The organism is Klebsiella sp. GB_Kp056, from assembly GCF_040064755.1.
GTDB lineage: Bacteria > Pseudomonadota > Gammaproteobacteria > Enterobacterales > Enterobacteriaceae > Klebsiella > Klebsiella quasipneumoniae.
This window is the reverse complement of record NZ_JBEAJA010000064.1, coordinates 1-18,866: the sequence shown is the minus strand read 5'-3', so window position 1 is coordinate 18,866 and position 18,866 is coordinate 1. Positions and strand designations below refer to the sequence as shown.

At 59.3% G+C, this 18,866-nt stretch carries 17 protein-coding genes; 9 read left to right on the top strand and 8 right to left on the bottom strand.

Annotation, left to right across the window (positions count from 1 at the left end):
- Positions 1–2: 2 nt before the first annotated feature.
- From dinG to ABLV52_RS22345, 7 genes are all read right to left on the bottom strand, one after another.
- Positions 3–2,159, bottom strand: coding sequence for an ATP-dependent DNA helicase DinG (gene dinG / locus ABLV52_RS22375; protein ID WP_048334490.1), 2,157 nt, complete (start codon positions 2,157–2,159; stop codon positions 3–5).
- 192 nt (positions 2,160–2,351) lie between these two features.
- Positions 2,352–3,707 (bottom strand): ATP-dependent RNA helicase RhlE, encoded by a 1,356-nt coding sequence (rhlE, locus tag ABLV52_RS22370; RefSeq protein ID WP_044521817.1) that lies wholly within the window; start codon positions 3,705–3,707, stop codon positions 2,352–2,354.
- A 215-nt stretch (positions 3,708–3,922) separates the two neighbouring features.
- Entirely contained in the window at positions 3,923–4,915 is a 993-nt protein-coding gene (locus ABLV52_RS22365; protein ID WP_080901307.1) for a transketolase family protein, read from the bottom strand.
- A complete protein-coding gene (locus ABLV52_RS22360) occupies positions 4,915–5,760 on the bottom strand; it encodes a transketolase (protein ID WP_085550619.1) in 846 nt (281 codons plus the stop codon). The genes ABLV52_RS22365 and ABLV52_RS22360 overlap by 1 nt, the downstream gene beginning before the upstream one ends.
- 13 nt (positions 5,761–5,773) lie before the next feature.
- Complete coding sequence (locus ABLV52_RS22355; protein ID WP_072421942.1) at positions 5,774–6,523, bottom strand: glucose 1-dehydrogenase; 750 nt, start codon at positions 6,521–6,523, stop codon at positions 5,774–5,776.
- Between the two features lie 50 nt (positions 6,524–6,573).
- On the bottom strand, positions 6,574–7,908 hold the full coding sequence (locus tag ABLV52_RS22350) for an MFS transporter (protein WP_048297113.1): 1,335 nt from the start codon (positions 7,906–7,908) through the stop codon (positions 6,574–6,576).
- A gap of 270 nt (positions 7,909–8,178) precedes the next feature.
- Complete coding sequence (locus ABLV52_RS22345) at positions 8,179–8,334, bottom strand: hypothetical protein (RefSeq protein WP_348890940.1); 156 nt, start codon at positions 8,332–8,334, stop codon at positions 8,179–8,181.
- Here ABLV52_RS22345 and ABLV52_RS22340 point away from each other — a divergent pair.
- From ABLV52_RS22340 to ABLV52_RS22315, 6 genes are all read left to right on the top strand, one after another.
- Complete coding sequence (locus tag ABLV52_RS22340) at positions 8,326–9,249, top strand: LysR substrate-binding domain-containing protein (RefSeq protein WP_044521808.1); 924 nt, start codon at positions 8,326–8,328, stop codon at positions 9,247–9,249. The two genes, ABLV52_RS22345 and ABLV52_RS22340, sit on opposite strands and share 9 nt — an antisense overlap.
- Before the next feature lie 73 nt (positions 9,250–9,322).
- Positions 9,323–9,982, top strand: coding sequence for a transcriptional regulator CecR (gene cecR, locus ABLV52_RS22335; protein WP_023288932.1), 660 nt, complete (start codon positions 9,323–9,325; stop codon positions 9,980–9,982).
- Complete coding sequence (gene hlyD, locus ABLV52_RS22330; RefSeq protein WP_023288931.1) at positions 9,982–10,977, top strand: secretion protein HlyD; 996 nt, start codon at positions 9,982–9,984, stop codon at positions 10,975–10,977. Before cecR ends, hlyD begins: the two co-directional genes overlap by 1 nt.
- The gene (locus tag ABLV52_RS22325; RefSeq protein ID WP_023288930.1) at positions 10,970–12,709 is read left to right on the top strand and encodes an ATP-binding cassette domain-containing protein; all 1,740 of its coding nucleotides are present in this window, start codon (positions 10,970–10,972) and stop codon (positions 12,707–12,709) included. Before hlyD ends, ABLV52_RS22325 begins: the two co-directional genes overlap by 8 nt.
- A complete protein-coding gene (locus ABLV52_RS22320; protein WP_072421341.1) occupies positions 12,699–13,832 on the top strand; it encodes an ABC transporter permease in 1,134 nt (377 codons plus the stop codon). Before ABLV52_RS22325 ends, ABLV52_RS22320 begins: the two co-directional genes overlap by 11 nt.
- Before the next feature lie 129 nt (positions 13,833–13,961).
- Positions 13,962–15,068, top strand: coding sequence for an ABC transporter permease (locus ABLV52_RS22315; RefSeq protein WP_023288928.1), 1,107 nt, complete (start codon positions 13,962–13,964; stop codon positions 15,066–15,068).
- Here the strand turns inward: ABLV52_RS22315 and ABLV52_RS22310 are convergent.
- The gene (locus ABLV52_RS22310) at positions 15,030–15,440 is read right to left on the bottom strand and encodes a YbhQ family protein (RefSeq protein ID WP_012542390.1); all 411 of its coding nucleotides are present in this window, start codon (positions 15,438–15,440) and stop codon (positions 15,030–15,032) included. The genes ABLV52_RS22315 and ABLV52_RS22310 overlap by 39 nt on opposite strands.
- A 131-nt stretch (positions 15,441–15,571) precedes the next feature.
- On the opposite strand from ABLV52_RS22310, the gene ABLV52_RS22305 reads away from it, so the two are divergent.
- From ABLV52_RS22305 to ABLV52_RS22295, 3 genes are read left to right on the top strand one after another with little or no spacing between them, the layout of a single operon-like run.
- Positions 15,572–16,333: an endonuclease/exonuclease/phosphatase family protein gene (locus tag ABLV52_RS22305; protein WP_023288927.1), complete on the top strand. Its 762-nt coding sequence runs from the start codon at positions 15,572–15,574 to the stop codon at positions 16,331–16,333.
- A complete protein-coding gene (gene clsB, locus ABLV52_RS22300; protein ID WP_023288926.1) occupies positions 16,330–17,574 on the top strand; it encodes a cardiolipin synthase ClsB in 1,245 nt (414 codons plus the stop codon). The genes ABLV52_RS22305 and clsB overlap by 4 nt, the downstream gene beginning before the upstream one ends.
- Complete coding sequence (locus tag ABLV52_RS22295) at positions 17,571–18,536, top strand: lysylphosphatidylglycerol synthase domain-containing protein (RefSeq protein ID WP_023288925.1); 966 nt, start codon at positions 17,571–17,573, stop codon at positions 18,534–18,536. The genes clsB and ABLV52_RS22295 overlap by 4 nt, the downstream gene beginning before the upstream one ends.
- Positions 18,537–18,866: the final 330 nt, after the last annotated feature.

The window sequence follows — 18,866 nt, the reverse complement described above, 5'->3', positions numbered from 1 at the left end:
CGTCAACGACGTTTGCGGCCTGTCTGTTTTGCTGTCTGTTTTGCTTTACGTTTTACTATAACCTCCGGGACGCCCGGTTGCTCTATGGGAAAAACAGGTAACGCGTTCAGTAGACGCGCACCGTAGTTTTTGGTCAACAGACGCTTATCGTAAATCACCACCTCTCCCCAGCAGTGATGGCTACGGATCAGACGCCCCACCTGCTGAATAAGATTAAAGGAGGCGCTGGGCAAACTCTGTACCTCGAAGGGATAACGATTGAGGCTTTTCAGCCATTCGCCTTCGGTGATCACTACCGGGCTGTCGATGGGCGGAAAGGCGATTTTATGGATATGCACCTGGCTTAACAGATCGCCTTTTAAATCGAGACCTTCGGCAAAGGACTGCAGGCCCACCAGCACGCTGCGCTCGCCGCTTTCCACCCGTTTGCGATGCAGCTCCACCAGCCGGTAGCGCGGCTGGTCGCCCTGCACCAGCAGCATCAGGCGCAGATCGGTCACATGCTCCAGGAAGCGATTCATCGCTCGCCCGCTGGCGAACAGCACCAGCATCCCGAGATGTTTCTTGCTCTCCACCTGCTGGCGAAAATAGGCCGCCATCTCGGCGATGTGCTGCTCTTCGTTATCCATCAGCGGTTCATAGCGCATTTGAGGAATAATAATTTTCCCCTGCTCTACGTGGTTGAACGGCGAATCCAGCGCCACGAAGCGGTCGCCCGCTTTCTCCTTCAGGCCGCTCATCTCCTGCAGGCGCGAGAAGCTGTTTAGAGAGCGCAGCGTCGCTGACGTCACCACGATATGCGGCACGCTGCGCCACAGCAGTCGTTCAAGCTGATCGCTGACGCGGATGCCGACGCAGTGGAACCAGACGTGGATCTGGCCGTCGCGCACCACCCGCGTCGCCCATTTGGTCACCGGCGCGCCAGAGGACTGCGCCAGCGACGCCAGACGCCACAGCTTGCTTTGGCTTTCAAACATGCCGAGAGCGCGGTTCATCTGCAGCAGCACCCGATGCAGGCGCACCACGTCATGGCTGCCGGTCTTTTCGCTGAGATCGTTAAGAAACAGCTCCGCCAGCCCGCGCAGCGTCTCGGTGAGCTTCGCCAGCCGCTGGCAGATCTCCATCACCTCCTGCGGCAGTTCGCCCATCGGGAAGCGATGCTCCGCTTCCTGACCGGCGGGCATATAGAGATTGAGAATATTATTCAACGACGCAATCAGCTCGAACAGCTCTTCGCAATGGCCGGCGAGCCGCTCCGCATTGGCCAGCGGCGGCGTGGTTTTCGGGCGGAACTGCTCCATGCAGGTAGCCACCAGCTTGCAGAACAGATCCAGCTGCAGGCGAAACCAGGGGGCGGTGATCTCAGCGCTCATCTCCAGCGCGTCGCGGGCGACGTCCGGCAGATGATGGCCTTCATCGAGGACCAGCAGCAGGTTTTTCGGCTCCGGCAGCACCGCCTCGCTCTCCATCGCCGCCATCACCAGCGCATGGTTGGCCACCACCACTTCCGCCTCCTGAATTTCCCGCCGCGCCACAAAGAACGGACACTCCCGATAGTAGTGGCAGTTGCGGTTCAGGCAGCTGGCCTTATCGGTGCTCAGCCGGCTCCACAGCCCATCGTCGATGGCTTTGTCGGTATGGTCGCGCAGGCCGTCCCAGCGGTAGCTGTCGAGATCCTGCTTCAGCGTCGCGCACAGCTTCTGCTCGGCCTGGTTGTTCGGGGTGAGATCGTCGTCGAGGAAGGCCAGCAGATCCTGCTGCGTCGGCTCGGTGCTGGCCAGCGCCGTCAGATTGCGCGGGCAGACGTAGCGTCCGCGACCGAAGGCGGCGGTGAAGCGCAGGTCGGGGATAATCTTGCGCAGCAGCGGCAGGTCTTTACTGTAGATTTGATCCTGCAGGGCGACGTTGGCGGTGCTGACCACCAGCGTTTTTTGTTCCTCACGGGCGATGGCAATGCCGGGGATCAGATATGACAGCGTTTTACCCACGCCGGTCGGCGCTTCGATAGCCAGATGCCGGCCCTCATCCCCGGCGAGGGTTTTCGCCACATCAGCGATCATCTGCCGCTGCGGGGGGCGGGGAATAAAGTCCGGGATCTGTTCCTGAAGCGCCTTATACCAGGCGGCGATTTGCGCTTTCAGCGCAGCGGTCAAAGCCATGAGAAAACCTGAATACTGTATAAACAGCCACTATTGTGCCATTTTTGCCCGCCCGGAGGTATTGCTTTCTGCTCAGTGTGGAAGCGTGCTCGACAAATAGTGTAATGGAAAGAAAAAGGCCCGCCGCCGCGTAGCGGACAGACGGGCCTGAGCCGTGCTTAACCGCATTCTCGCGGTCCGGGCATCAGCCTGTTATTCGCCAGCCGGTTTACGCGGGCGACGGCGGCGCGGCGGTTTGCCGTCCTGAGTGCGCGCTTTCGGCGCCTCGCCGTCCTGACGACGCGGGGCGCTGCTCTGGCTGCGCGGCTGTCCGCTGCGCCCCTGGCCCTGGCCGCCGCGTCCCTGACCCTGACCACGACCGCCGCCGCGCTGCTGGCGACCGTTCTGGATAGGTTCGGCTTTAATGGACGGATCCGGCTCATAGCCGGCAATCGCGATGCGCGGGATCTCTTTCTTCAGCAGGCGCTCGATATCGCGCAGCAGCTTGTGCTCATCCACGCACACCAGCGATAAGGCTTCGCCGGTGGCCGCGGCGCGACCGGTACGGCCGATACGGTGGACATAATCTTCTGGCACGTTCGGCAGCTCGTAGTTCACCACGTGCGGCAGCTCTTCGATATCCAGACCGCGGGCGGCGATATCGGTCGCCACCAGCACGCGAATGCCGCCGGATTTAAAGTCGGCCAGCGCGCGGGTACGCGCCCCCTGGCTCTTGTTGCCATGGATCGCCGCGCTGCGGATGCCGTCTTTGTTGAGCTGCTCCGCGAGGTGGTTGGCGCCATGCTTGGTGCGGGTAAAGACCAGCACCTGCTGCCAGTTGCCTTCGCCGATAAGCTGCGACAGCAGTTCGCGCTTACGGTTTTTGTCAACAAAATGCACGTGCTGGGTGATCTGCTCGGAGGCCGTGTTGCGACGCGCCACTTCCACTTCCAGCGGGTTGTGCAGCAGTTTCTCAGCCAGGCCTTTGATCTCGTCGGAGAAGGTCGCCGAGAACAGCAGGTTCTGCCGACGCGGCGGCAGTTTAGCCAGTACGCGGCGGATGTCATGGATAAAGCCCATATCCAGCATGCGGTCCGCTTCATCCAGTACGAGGATTTCCACTTTATCGAGGCTGACGGCGTTCTGGTGTTCCAGGTCCAGCAGACGGCCCGGGGTGGCGACGAGGATATCGACGCCGCCGCGCAGCTTCATCATCTGCGGGTTGATGCTCACGCCGCCGAACACCACCAGCGAGCGAACATTCAGATATTTGCTGTAATCCCGCACGTTCTCGCCCACCTGCGCCGCCAGCTCGCGGGTCGGGGTCAGGATCAGCGCGCGCACCGGACGACGACCCTTCGCGTGCGGCTCGTTCTGGATCAGGCGCTGCAGCAGCGGCAGAGTAAAGCCCGCCGTTTTACCGGTGCCGGTCTGGGCGCTGGCCATCAGGTCGCGGCCCTGCAGTACCGCCGGGATCGCCTGCTGCTGGATAGGGGTCGGCTCAACGTAGCCCTGCTCAGCGACAGCGCGCAGGATATCGGGATTCAGGCCAAGGGAATCAAAAGACATAACAACTCCGAACCGCCCCGGCCCGGTGAAGGGCGTAGTTTTCAGGGAGATTATTGCGATAAGAGATGGCAAAAACCACAATGCCATGAAGGGGCGCAGTCTAGCAGATTTTGTGACAGGCCGCATAAAATCTGCAAAAGAATGCCGCCCCTGGCTGGCGGGGGGAAGAAGGCCGCTGAGGGCGCTCAGCGGCCAGGCGGGTCGCCGCAGCGCGGTTAACGCAGACGATACTTAATTTTTTCAACGATCTTCGCGGTGGAGATGCCGTAGCGATCGTGGAGGGTCGGCAGCGCGCCGGCTAACAGGAACGCGTCAGGCAGCCCTACGGTATCCAGCTCGCAGCGAACCCCTTTGCGCATCAGCAGGGCGGCCACCGCCTCTCCTAACCCGCCGACCGCGGTGTGGTTTTCGGCGGTGACCACCAGGCGACCCGGCTTCGACGCCTGTTCAATAATCGCTTGTTCATCCAGCGGTTTGATGGTCGGCACGTGCAGGACCGCCACGCTGATATTATCGTCCCGCAGCTTTTCAACCGCCTCCAGCGCGCGCATGGTCATTAGCCCGGAGGAGATAATCAACACGTCGTTGCCGTCCTCCAGCAGCTTCGCTTTGCCCAGTTCGAACTGATAGTCGTATTTATCCAGCACCAGCGGCACCTTCCCGCGCAGCAGGCGCATATAAACCGGGCCATGGTGATCGGCAATGGCCGGTACCGCCTGCTCAATCTCCAGCGCATCGCAGGGATCGACGATGACCATTCCGGGGATACCACGCATGATCGCCAGATCTTCGGTGGCCTGATGACTGGGGCCATAGCCGGTCGTCAGGCCCGGTAGCGCCGCGCAAATCTTGACGTTCAGATGCTCTTCAGCGATCACCTGATGAATAAAATCATAGGCGCGACGGGTCGCAAAGGCGGCATAGGTGGTGGCGAAGGGAATAAATCCCTCCTTCGCCATGCCTCCCGCCGCCGCCATCAGCAGTTGCTCCGCCATTCCCATCTGGAAAAAGCGATCCGGGAAGGCCTGGGCGAAAATATGCAGGTCAGTATATTTTGACAGGTCCGCTGTCATACCGACGATCGCCGGGCGCTCCGCCGCGAGTTTCGACAGCGCGACGCCGAAGGGCGCAGAGACGGTGACCTGGCCTTCATCGGCAATCGAGGCGATCATCGCCGACGTTTTTAAACGAGGTTTACTCTGGCTCATTACAGCACTCCTTCCGGTTTGTTAGCGTCCAGCACCGCAATCGCTTTTTGCCATTCGTCGGCATCGACGCGAATAAAATGGTTCTTATCGCGGGTTTCGAGGAACGGCACCCCTTTGCCCATCAGCGTGTCGCATAAAATGACCCGCGGCTGGTTGCCGGAATAACTTTTCGCGTTGTCAAAGGCGGCCATCACCGCCGGCAGATCGTTACCGTCTACGCGCTGCACGTACCAGCCGAAGGCGGCCCATTTATCCTGCAGCGGCTCAAAGCCGAGGATTTTGCGTGAATCGCCGTCGGCCTGCTGTTTGTTGACGTCGACAAGGTTAATCAGGTTGGTCAGGCCATAGTGAGCCGCCGACATCGCCGCTTCCCAGGTCGAACCTTCATCCAGCTCCCCATCGGACATCGAGTTATAGACCCAGGCCTTGCTCTGTTTCTGCCGCAGGCCGAGCGCCATGCCGACGGCGATAGACAGCCCCTGCCCCAGCGAGCCGCCGGACATCTCCATCCCCGGGGTGTAGGTCGCCATGCCGGACATCGGCAGGCGGCTGTCGTCGGAGCCGTAGGTTTCCAGTTCCGCTTCCGGAATAATGCCCGCCTCCAGCAACGCGGCATAATAAGCGATAGCGTAATGGCCATGAGAAAGCAGGAAGCGATCGCGCCCCTCCCACTCAGGATCTTCCGGGCGATAGGTCATGGCGTAACTGAAGGCGGTAGCCAGCACATCGGCATACCCCAGCGCCTGGCCAATATAGCCCTGCCCCTGAACTTCCCCCATTTGCAGGGCATAGCGGCGGATACGCCACGCCGCCGCGGCGACTTTTTGTGATTCGGTGATGTTCATCTCTGTGCCTCGCTTAGTGAATTAACATGCCGCCGTTAACGTCCAGGGTGATCCCGGTGGAGTAGGAAGAGAGGTCGCTGCCGAGGAACAGCGCGGCGCGGGCGATGTCCACCGCGTCGCCGAGGCGGTTCATCGGAATGCCGGCAAGAATATTGGCCGTCATGTCGTCCGTCAGCTTGCCGGCGGTAATGTCGGTCTGAATGAGCCCCGGGGTGATGCAGTTAACGCGGACGTTGTCCGGGCCAAGCTCGCGCGCCATCGCCCGCGCCAGGCCGAGCACGCCGGCTTTTGCCGCGCTGTAGTGCGGACCGCCGAAGATACCGCCGCCGCGCTGGGCGGAAACGGACGAGATGCAGACGATGCTGCCGGATTTTTGCGACCGCATCGTGGGGATCACCGCCTGTGACATCAGCAGCGTGCCGCGCAGGCTGACATCGAGCACCGCGTCATAGTTGGCGCGCTTGATGTCCATTAGCTTCAGCGGCTGGGTGATGCCGGCGTTATTGACCAGCACATCGACCCGGCCGTATTTCGCCAGAATCTGTTCGATGGCCGCCTGCACCTGCACTTCGTCGGCGACGTTCGCCGCCAGGCCAAGATGGCCTTCGCCCAGCGCCGCCGCCGCGGTTTTACTGGCTTCGCCATTGAGATCGATAATGACCACTTTCGCGCCGTTTTCGGCGAATAATTTCGCGGTCGCAAAACCCAAACCGCGTGCGGAGGCCGCGCCAGTAATAATGGCGACTTTATCTTTTAATAACATAGTTTCACTCCATGACATTACGTCATATTAATTAACAGGATCTATTTTCGTTATTGTGGCTCATCGAGGAAAAGAATTACCACCAAACCGATTGCGGCGCAGATACCAAAATAGGTAAAGACAGAATTAAAGCTCCCCGTTTTATCCAGTAAGAAACCGGCCACCATCGGCGCCACAAATCCGCCGAGGTTGCCGCCGCTATTAATAATGGAAGAGGCGATCGGATAGGTTTTGCTGTCCGAAACGGCCATACCGTAGGCGGTAAAAGCCGGCCAGCCGATATTCAAACAGAAACCGACAAAGAATAAACCAATACAGACCGCCAGGGTGCTTGCCGGTATATTCAGCATAATTAACATCATGACTACGGTTGATACCGCTGTGAATATCATGGTTGGTTTACGCCGACGGCCTAATAATTTATCCGAAATCCATCCGCCGCCAATCGCGCCAATAAAGCCGCCGATGCACGGCATACTGGCCACGAACCCCATACTCATCACATCGAAACCGCGCTCTTTCACTAAATACAGCGGGATCCAGGTTAATAATCCATATAACACGCTGACCATCATAAAATATGCGAGGCAGTCTCCGAGAATATTTTTTGAGGTAAATAATCCCTTCGCCGTATCCACAGGCGGCATTTTTTTCACCCGGATAATTTTATCCAGCCAGGTGAAGCGATCGGCGATTAATATATTTTCACGTACACCGTCATTATGATGGCTGTCCCGCCCGGCATTAATCTCTGCCAGTTCGCTTGGAGATACGAATCCGCTTTCCGCGGGCTTTGACTTCACCAACAGGTACCACGCTATCGCTGCTACGATCCCGGGAATAGCAAAGGAGAAAAAGACCCACCGCCAGCCCCAGGTCACCGCAATCCACACCGCCAGCGGCGGCACGATAATCGGGGCAAACATGGTCGCCGCGATGTAAACGCCGGTTGCCGTGGCTTTCTCTTTCGGCGGAAACCAGTTGTTTATCGTCGACGCCAGCCCCACCGGGCAGGGACCTTCGCTTAGTCCCAAGCCCAGCCGCACCAGCTTCAGGCCAAATACGGAGCTCACCGTGCCCATCAGCCAGGTAAAAGCGGAGAAACCGAAAATAGATAGCGAAACCAGCCCTCGAGTGCCGCGTCTGGCGATGAAAAAGCCTGCCGGGATCTGGCTGACCGCATAGCCGAGGAAAAACATACTGGCAATCGCTCCGGCCTCAAAATTATTGATATGAAATTCATCAATGATAAACGGCAGTACCGCGCCGATATTCGTTCTGTCGGCGTAATTGATGGCATACACCAGGAAAATCATCGTCAAAACCACAAAACGATATTTTGTTTTCCTGGCGTCAGTACAGACCAGCGTATCTATACGTGACATAGGGTTTCCTCATCTTATACCTCATCCACTTCGCCGTAGGTTGCCGCCTGGGTTCGCCGCGTTTCACGCGCCCTGGCGCAACAAGAGAGACATGTCTTTTCGCACAGCGAAACTGGTGGTTAGGTGTTTTATTATTGCGACCCAAGCGCATCGCAGTTTGTGATCAGGCCTGTGAGGGGAATATAACAACCCCAAAATGAAAAGGTATTCAAAAAAGCTCAATTATGATTGAGAAAAATTGAGTTAGTGACTCCCCGCAAATTTTAGCGTTTACTGAGAGGCGCGATTTAAACGAGATAAATTGTTAAGCCCATCACAAATTAAAAGGTTATTTTCGCTTTTCCCTATGCTGTTCATCACGGCTGCGCCACGCTGTTCGCCATTTTCTTTTATTCGCGCCCCGCGCAGGATGCCGCCATGAGTCAACCGCTGCCCAATAAAAATCTGCCGATGCCCTCTTTACGCAATATCCAGGCTTTTATTGAAGTCGCCGCAACCGGCAGCCTCAACCTGGCCGCAGAGAACCTCAACATTACCGCCTCGGCGGTCAGCCACCAGATAGCCAGTCTGGAGCACTTGCTGGGAAAAAAACTGTTCTCCCGCAGCAGCAAAGGCGTGATGTTAACCGCAGTGGGAGAAAAATATCTCAAAGAGGTCTCCGGAGCGCTGAATATGATTGGCCAGGCCACCAGCCAGGTGATCAACGATATTCATCAGGATTATTTACGCATTCACTCAGCGCCGAGCTTCGGCCTGCTGTGGCTGATGCCGCGGCTGGATAAATTCCGTCAGGCATGGCCGGAGCTAAAAATTAGCCTGACCTGCTCTTACGAAAGCATTCAGTTCTCCCGGGATAATATTGATATCGATATTCGCCACGGGCTGTCGCAGTGGCCGACGCTGCTGGTCAGGACCATTAAAAATGAGTGCGTCCTGCCCTACAGCGCCTCCTCTTATTTAGCCCGCCATGCGGTTCGCGCCCCGGAAGATCTGCTGGCCTGCGATCTGATCCATTCCGACAGCACCTTAATTAACTGGAGCAACTGGCTGTCGTGGCACAAGGTCCGCGGCTGGCACAAAAACTTTATCTTTAATTTCGACCGGTCGTACATGAGCATCGAGGCGGCCCGGATGGGGATGGGGGTGATCCTGGAAAGCAATCTGCTGGCCGGCGGCCACGTGCGTCAGGGGCAGCTGACGCCGGTGTTTGCCGACGAGCGGAGTATGCCGGTCGGCGCGCACCACTTCGTCCTTCCCCACGCCAATGAACAGAAGGAAAAGGTCCAGCGCTTCTTCGCCTGGGTCGCCGGGGAGCTACAGGAAGACGGCTTTCATATTTAGTCCTGGCTGGTGGACAAACCGCCAGTCGGCGCCTAAAGTTAATCAATCGATTGATTAATTTTTTCCGAGCACGATGACCAGTAAAGGCGAACAGGCAAAAAGCCAGCTTATCGCGGCCGCTATCGCCCAGTTTGGCGAGTACGGACAGCATGCCACCACCCGCGATATTGCCGCCCAGGCCGGGCAGAATATCGCCGCTATCACCTACTATTTTGGCTCGAAAGACGACCTGTATCTCGCCTGCGGCCAGTGGATCGCCGATTTTATCGGTGACAATTTTCGCCCGCACGCCGAAGCGGCGGAGGCCCTGCTCGCCGGAGAGTCGCCGGATCGCCAGGCGATCCGCGCCCTCATCCTCAGCGCCTGCCATAACATGATCCTGCTGCTGACCCAGGATGATACGGTCAACTTGAGCAAATTTATTTCCCGGGAACAGCTGGCGCCCACCGCCGCGTACCATCTGATCCATCAGCAGGTGATCGCCCCCCTGCACCACTATCTCACCCGGCTGATCGCCGCCTGGACGGGTCGCGATGCCGGTGATACGCAAATGATCCTCCATACCCACGCCCTGCTAGGCGAGGTGCTCGCTTTCCGTCTCGGGCGTGAAACCATCCTGCTGCGCACCGGCTGGACGCAGTTTGACGCGCAAAAAACCGAACAGATTTTTGAGGTCATTACCTGTCATATCGATTTCATTCTGCATGGGTTATCGCAAAGGAGTTTGGGCTGATGAAAAAACCCGTCGTCGTCATTCTGCTGATCGTGATTCTTCTCGCCGCGCTGGGCGGCGGCTGGTGGTGGTACCAGAGCAGCCGGCAGCAGCCGCTGACTCTGTATGGCAATGTCGATATCCGCACCGTCAATATGAGCTTCCGCGTCGGCGGCAGACTGGCCTCGCTGACCGTCGACGAAGGCGACAGCATCCGCGCCGGGCAAACCCTCGGCGAGCTTGACCGTGCCCCCTATGAAAACGCCCTGCTGCAGGCGCAGGCCAACGTCTCCACCGCCCAGGCGCAGTATGACCTGATGATGGCCGGCTACCGCTCGGAAGAGATTGCCCAGGCCGCGGCGGCAGTGAATCAGGCGCAGGCCGCTTACGACTACGCGCAAAACTTTTATCAGCGCCAGCTGGGTTTACGCGCCAGCAGCGCCATTTCCGCCAACGATCTGGAGAATGCCCGCTCCTCGCGCGACCAGGCGCAGGCAACGCTAAAGTCAGCGCAGGATAAACTGCGTCAATACCGCGCCGGCAATCGTCCGCAGGAGATAGCCCAGGCCAAAGCCAGCCTCGAACAGGCGCAGGCGGCGCTGGCCCAGGCTAAACTGGACCTGCACGATACCGTGCTGACCGCCCCTTCCGACGGCACGCTGATGACCCGCGCCGTCGAGCCCGGCACTATGCTCAACGCCGGCGGCACCGTGCTAACCCTCTCCCTGACCCATCCAGTATGGGTCCGCGCCTACGTTGACGAGAAAAACCTCGGCCAGGCGCAGCCGGGACAAGCAGTGCTGCTCTATACCGACAGCCGGCCGGATAAGCCCTATCACGGCAAAATCGGCTTTGTCTCGCCGAGCGCTGAGTTCACGCCGAAGACTGTCGAGACGCCGGACCTGCGCACCGATCTGGTCTACCGTCTGCGCATCGTGGTAACCGACGCCGACGGCGCGCTGCGCCAGGGGATGCCGGTGACCGTCTCCTTTGACAACGGGAACGGACATGAGTGAGGCCGTCATCGCCTTAAACGGCCTGAGCCGCCGTTTCCCCGGGATGGACAGGCCAGCGGTGGCCCCGCTGACCTGTACGATCCGCGCCGGCTACGTCACGGGGCTGGTAGGCCCCGACGGCGCAGGGAAAACCACCCTCATGCGGATGCTCGCCGGGTTGCTTAAGCCTGATGAGGGCAGCGCCAGGGTGATTGGCTTTGATCCGCTAAAAGACGACAGCGCTCTGCACGCGGTGCTCGGCTATATGCCGCAGAAGTTCGGCCTGTATGAAGATCTGACGGTGATGGAAAACCTCACCCTGTACGCCGATCTGCGCAGCGTCACCGGCGAGGCGCGGAAGAAAATTTTCGACCGCCTGCTGGAATTCACCGCCCTTGGCCCGTTCACCGGGCGGCTGGCGGGCAAGCTCTCCGGCGGCATGAAACAAAAGCTGGGGCTCGCCTGTACCCTGGTGGGTGACCCGAAGGTGCTGCTGCTGGATGAGCCCGGCGTCGGCGTCGATCCGATCTCTCGCCGCGAGCTATGGCAGATGGTGCACGAGCTGGCCGGCGACGGCATGCTGATCCTGTGGAGCACCTCTTATCTCGATGAAGCCGAGCAGTGTCGCGATGTGCTGCTGATGAATGAAGGTAAACTGCTCTATCAAGGGGAGCCGACGGCCCTGACGCAAACCATGGCCGGGCGCAGCTTTCTGGTCTCCAGCCCGCAGGAGAACAACCGCCGCCTGCTGCAGCGGGCGCTGAAGCTGCCGCAGGTTAGCGACGGCGTGATTCAGGGCAAATCGGTGCGTCTGATCCTGAAAAAGGAGGCGCGCATCGATGAGGTTCAGCAACATGACGATATGCCGTCGCTGCAGGTGACCGACACCGCGCCGCGCTTTGAAGACGCCTTTATCGACCTGCTCGGCGGCGCCGGGACCGCCGAATCGCCGCTGGGGGCGATTATCCATCGCGTTGACGGCAGCAAAGACGAAACGGTGATTGAGGCGCAGTCGCTGACTAAAAAATTTGGCGATTTCGCCGCCACCGACCACGTCGATTTCCAGGTCAAGCGCGGCGAGATCTTCGGCCTGCTCGGCCCCAACGGCGCAGGGAAATCCACCACCTTCAAAATGATGTGCGGCCTGCTGGTGCCCACCTCCGGCAAAGCGCTGGTGCTGGGGATGGATCTCAAGGTCAGCTCCGGCAAGGCGCGTCAGCATCTGGGCTATATGGCGCAAAAATTTTCGCTGTACGGCAACCTCAGCGTCGAGCAGAACCTGCGCTTTTTCTCCGGGGTCTACGGCCTGCGCGGCCGGGCGCAAAATGACAAAATTGCCCGCATGAGCGATGCCTTCGGTCTGAACAGCATCGCCCGCCACGCCGCCGACGAGCTGCCGCTCGGCTATAAGCAGCGGCTGGCGCTGGCCTGCTCCTTGATGCATGAGCCCGACATTCTTTTTCTCGACGAACCCACCTCCGGGGTCGATCCCCTCACGCGTCGCGAGTTTTGGCTGCATATCAACAGCATGGTGGATAAAGGGGTGACGGTGATGGTCACCACTCACTTTATGGATGAGGCGGAGTATTGCGACCGCATTGGGCTGGTCTATCACGGTAAGCTTATCGCCAGCGGCACCCCGGACGCGCTGAAGGCCCAGGCGGCGGATGACAACCAGACGGACCCGACCATGGAACAGGCGTTTATTACTCTGATTAACCGTTGGGATAAGGAGAATGGCCATGAGCAGTAATCTCCTCTCCTGGCGGCGGGTCCGCGCCCTGTGCGTCAAAGAGACCCGGCAGATCGTCCGCGATCCCAGCAGCTGGCTGATTGCGGTGGTGATCCCTCTGCTGCTGCTGTTTATCTTCGGCTACGGCATTAATCTCGACTCCAGTAAGCTGCGGGTGGGGGTTCTGCTGGAGCAGCAGAGCGAAGAGGCGCTGGACTTCGTGCATACCATGACCGGCTCGCCCTATATCGACGCCACCGTCAGTGACAATCGCCAGCGGCTAATTGAGCTGATGCAGGCCGGTCGCATCCGCGCGATGGTGGTTATTCCGGCGGACTTCGACCGCCAGATGGCCCGCCCCGGCGCCACTGCGCCGCTCCAGCTCATCACCGACGGCAGCGAGCCCAATACCGCTAACTTCGCCCAGGGCTACGTGGAGGGTATCTGGCAGATCTGGCAGCAGCAGCGGGCGGAAGACCGCGGCGAGACCTTTGAACCGCTGATCGACGTGCAGATGCGCTACTGGTTTAACCCGGCGGCCATCAGCCAGCACTTTATTATCCCCGGGGCGATCACCATTATCATGACCGTGGTCGGCGCGATACTGACCTCACTGGTGGTGGCCCGCGAATGGGAGCGCGGCACCATGGAGGCGCTGCTGTCGACGGAGATCACCCGCGCTGAACTGCTGCTGTGCAAGCTCATCCCCTACTACTTCCTCGGCATGCTGGCGATGCTACTGTGTATGCTGGTGTCGGTGTTTATTCTCGGCGTGCCCTATCGCGGTTCGCTGCCGATCCTGTTTGTCATCACCAGTCTGTTTTTGCTCAGCACCCTGGGGATGGGATTGCTGATCTCGACGATCACCCGCAACCAGTTTAACGCCGCGCAGGTGGCGCTGAACGCCGCCTTTTTACCGTCGATAATGCTGTCCGGGTTTATTTTCCAGATAGACAGCATGCCGGCGGTGATCCGCGCGGTGACCTATGTGATCCCGGCGCGCTATTTCGTCAACACCCTGCAAAGCCTGTTTCTGGCGGGTAATATTCCGGTGGTGCTGCTGGTGAATGTGCTGTTTTTGATTGCTTCGGCGGTGATGTTTATCGGCCTGACGTGGCTGAAAACCAAACGGCGTCTGGATTAGGTTTTGCCCGGTGGCGCTGCGCTGACCGGGCCTACGGTTTAACCAACATCGATTATACGGTTCGCCGATCCCGTGGGCCGGGCAAACGCAGTGCCGCCCGGCGTTGTTGAATGGGCCAAAGGAGCCATTATGTTTCACCGTTTATGGACATTGATCCGCAAAGAGCTGCAGTCGCTGCTGCGCGAACCGCAGACGCGGGCGATTTTAATCATGCCGGTGCTGATTCAGGTGCTGCTGTTTCCCTTTGCCGCGACGCTGGAGGTGACCAACGCCACCATCGCCATCTATAACGAGGACAGCGGTCGCCACGCGGTGGAACTCACTCAGCGCTTTGCCCGCGCCAAAGCCTTTACCCACGTCCTGCTGCTGAAAAGTCCGCAGGCGATCCAGCCGACCATCGATGAACAAAAAGCCCTGCTGGTGGTGCGCTTCCCGGCGGATTTCTCACGCAACCTCGACAACTATCAAACCGCCCCGCTGCAGCTCCTGCTCGACGGACGCAACTCCAACAGTGCGCAAATCGCCGCCAACTATCTGCAGCAGGTCGTGAAAAATTACCAGCAGGAACTGCTGGAGGACAAAGCGAAGCCGAACAATAGCGAACTGGTGGTGCGCAACTGGTATAACCCGAATCTCGACTACAAGTGGTTCGTGGTGCCGTCGCTCATCGCCATGATCACCACCATCGGGGTGATGATCGTCACCTCGCTGTCGGTGGCCCGCGAGCGCGAGCAGGGCACCCTCGATCAGCTGCTGGTCTCGCCTCTCGCCACCTGGCAAATCTTTGTCGGTAAAGCGGTGCCGGCGCTGATCGTCGCCACCCTGCAGGCGACTATCGTGCTGGCGATTGGTATCTGGGCCTATCAGATCCCGTTTGCCGGCTCGCTGCTGCTGTTCTATTTCACCATGGTGATTTACGGTCTATCGCTGGTGGGCTTTGGCTTATTGATCTCATCGCTGTGCGCCACGCAGCAGCAGGCGTTTATCGGCGTGTTCGTCTTTATGATGCCGGCGATTCTTCTCTCCGGCTACGTTTCACCGGTGGAAAACATGCCGCAGTGGCTGCAGGATCTGACCTGGATAAACCCGATCCGCCACTTTACCGATATCACCAAGCAAATTTATCTGAAGGATGCGAGTCTGGAGATTGTGTGGGGAAGTTTGTGGCCGCTACTGGTCATAGCGGCCACCACCGGCTCAGCGGCGTATGCGATGTTCCGAAGAAAGATTGCGTAATTTTTTATCTTTCGCCAGCAGCGAGACCACCGCCGGGCCTGCCAGTATCACCAGCCCGGCGAGGGCCAGCAGCAGGTTGTTGTGCAGCACGCGCGACAGCAGCCACAGCGCTATCATGGCGGCACCGAAGTACCAGGTGGTGGTGAGCTCCTCAAGGAAGTCTCCCACATCGCGCCAGCGCGCCTCATGATGACGCTGCAGAAACAGCATCGCCAGCAGCGTGACGCTGTAGAGGACGCACAGCCCTAATCCGACGCGCACCAGCGCGCCGCTCATCCATCCCATCACCAGCACTGCCACGACCAGTAGATGCAACATAATCTGCCAGCAACTAAGACCTGTTGCGACGCGTACACGTTGTTGCCACTTCATGGCTTCTCTCCTGAAGGATTTTTCTCTGCTACTCAGAGTACCGCACTTTACGGAAAATTCCGTATCACCGCATCTTTTTGTGACGTCTACTACACTATTTTATTCAGGAAAGTGACATTTACTGGAGAATTATGGCTGAGCCAACGTCGGGATTTTCGTTGAACGTGCTGACAATTAACACCCATAAAGGCTTTACGGCGTTTAATCGGCGTTTTATTTTGCCCGAGCTGCGCGAAGCCGTTCGCAGCGTCAGCGCTGACATAGTTTGCCTGCAGGAAGTGATGGGCGCTCACGAAGTTCACCCGCTGCATATCGAAAACTGGCCAGATACGACCCATTACGAATTTCTCGCCGACACCATGTGGAGCGACTACGCCTATGGGCGCAACGCGGTCTATCCGGAAGGTCACCATGGCAATGCCGTGCTGTCGCGCTTCCCGATTGAATACTATGAGAATCGCGATATCTCGGTCGGCAACGGGGAGAAACGCGGCCTGCTGTACTGCCGCATCGTGCCGCCTCAGAGCGGCGTCACGATTCACGTCATTTGCGTCCATCTCGGACTGCGTGCCGACCAGCGGCAGGCGCAGCTGGGGATGCTGACGGAATGGGTCAACACCCTGCCCGCCGGCGAGCCGGTGGTGGTGGCCGGGGATTTTAACGACTGGCGTCAGCAGGCTAACCAGCCGTTAAAAGCCCAGGCGGGGCTGGAAGAGATTTTTACCCGCGCCCGCGGACGCCCGGCGCGCACCTTTCCGGTCAGTTTTCCGCTGCTGCGCCTCGATCGCATTTACGTCAAGAACGCCCACGCCAGCCGCCCGAAGGCGCTGGCCCTCAAACAGTGGCGGCATCTGTCCGATCATGCACCCCTTAGCGTGGAGATTCATTTGTGAAATGTCGTTGGCAGGAAGGCAACCGCATTACGCTACTGGAGAACGGCGACCAGTACTATCCGGCGCTGTTTGCGGCCATCGGTCGCGCCAGCCGGCGGGTGATCCTCGAATCCTTTATCTGGTTTGAAGATGAGGTCGGCCGGCAGCTGCACGCGGTTCTGCTGAAGGCCGCCCGCCGCGGCATCCAGGTGGAAGTGCTGCTTGACGGCTACGGCTCGCCGGATCTTAGCGATGAGTTTGTCGGCGAACTGACCGCCGCCGGGGTGATTTTCCGCTATTACGACCCGCGCCCTAAGCTGATGGGAATGCGCACTAACCTGTTCCGTCGCATGCACCGTAAAATCGTGGTGATCGACGACACCACCGCCTTTGTCGGCGGTATCAACTACTCCGCTGAACATATGAGCGACTATGGCCCGGAGGCGAAGCAGGATTACACGGTGCAGGTCGAGGGGCCGGTGGTGCTGGATATTCTGCAGTTCGAACTGGAGAATCTGCCCAACAGCGAAACCGCCCGCCGCTGGTGGCGCCGTCGTCGCCATCAGCCGGAGATCAACCAGACCCCCGGCGAGGCGCAGGCGCTGTTCGTCTGGCGCGATAATCAGGATCACCGCGACGATATCGAACGCCACTACCTGAAGATGCTGACCAGCGCCCGCCGGGAGGTGATAATCGCGAACGCCTATTTTTTCCCCGGCTACCGTCTGCTGCATGCGATGCGCAATGCCGCGCGGCGCGGGGTGCGGGTGAAGCTGATCGTCCAGGGCGAACCGGATATTCCAATTGTGAAATTTGGCGCCCACCTGCTCTATCACTACCTCGTCAAAGGCGGCGTGCAGATCTACGAATATCGCCGCCGTCCGCTGCATGGCAAAGTCGCCCTGGCGGACGACCACTGGGCCACCGTCGGGTCGAGCAACCTGGACCCGCTCAGCCTGTCGCTGAATCTGGAAGCCAATCTGATCATCCACGACCGGGTGTTTAACCAGACGCTGCGCGATAACCTTAACGGGCTTATCGCCCGGGATTGCCAGCGGATCGATAAAGCAATGCTGCCGAAACGCAACTGGTGGCGGCTGGGGGTGAGCGTGATGGCCTTCCACTTTCTGCGCCACTTTCCGGCGTGGGTCGGCTGGCTGCCGGCCCATACTCCGCGGCTGGCCAGGGTTAGCCCGCCGGTGCAGCCGGAGATTGAAACGCAGGATCGCGTCGAGTCACCTACCAGGGATAATCCACTATGAGCAAATCGCACCCGCGCTGGCGGATGGCAAAAAGAGTGCTGACCGTGCTCTTTTTTATCGCCGTGATCGTCCTGCTGGTGATTTACGCGCAGAAGGTCGACTGGCAGGAAGTGTGGAAGGTGATCCGCGGCTACGATCGGCTGGCCTTGTTCAGCGCCATTGCGCTGGTCATCGTCAGCTATCTGATCTACGGCTGCTACGATCTGCTTGGCCGCGCCTGGTGCGGACACAAGCTGGCGAAACGCCAGGTAATGCTGGTGTCGTTTATCTGCTATGCCTTCAACCTGACCCTCAGCACCTGGGTCGGCGGCATCGGCATGCGCTACCGGCTGTACTCCCGGCTGGGGCTGAACAATAGCACCATCACCCGTATTTTTTCCTTAAGCATCACCACCAACTGGCTGGGCTATATCCTGCTCGGTGGGGTGATCTTTACGGCGGACCTGGTGAAGCTGCCGTCGCACTGGTACATCAGCCAGACCACCCTGCGGATTATCGGCGGAGCGATGCTATTTCTCACGCTGTGCTATCTCTTCGGCTGCGCGTTCGCCAAACGCCGTCACCTGACGATCAAAGGCCAGCGGCTGGTGCTGCCCTCCTGGCGATTCGCGCTGCTGCAGATGGGGGTCTCGGCGGCGAACTGGATGGCGATGGGGGCGATCATCTGGCTGCTGTTGGGCAGCGAGATTAACTATTTCCTGGTATTGGGAGTACTGCTGGTGAGCAGTATCGCCGGGGTGATTATCCACATCCCGGCCGGGATTGGCGTGCTGGAGGCGGTGTTTATCGCCATGCTCTCCGGGGAAGAGATTTCGAAGGGGGCGATCATCGCCGCCCTCCTCGCCTGGCGCGCGCTCTATTATTTCCTGCCGCTGCTGCTGGCGACGGTGGCCTATCTGCTGCTGGAGAGTCGGGCGAAAAAGCTGCGGCAAAAGAACCAGCGCAAGCTGGCCCGCGAGTGAAATCGCCCGGCGGCGCTGCGCTTGCACGGGCCTACGGGGTGTGAGCCTGTGAGGGGGGTCCTCCAGGCCGGGTAAGGCGCAGCCGTCACCCGGAAACATCACGGGTACCGCGCCTGGCGTCTCGCCCGGCGGCGCTGCGCTTGCATGGGCCTGAACGCCAGCCGGACTGTTTCCGGGAGAGTGGAAGCACTGCCGTGGGGTTGTTTATGTTATCTGTGGCTTCAGCGTAGTTTGCGCTCCCGGCTAGTCTTCTGCGTTATGTATCTTACGGCGCGGGGAGCGCACAGGGGGCGGCCAGTCGCCGCCGCCCCCTGTACCCCCGGGCTCCGG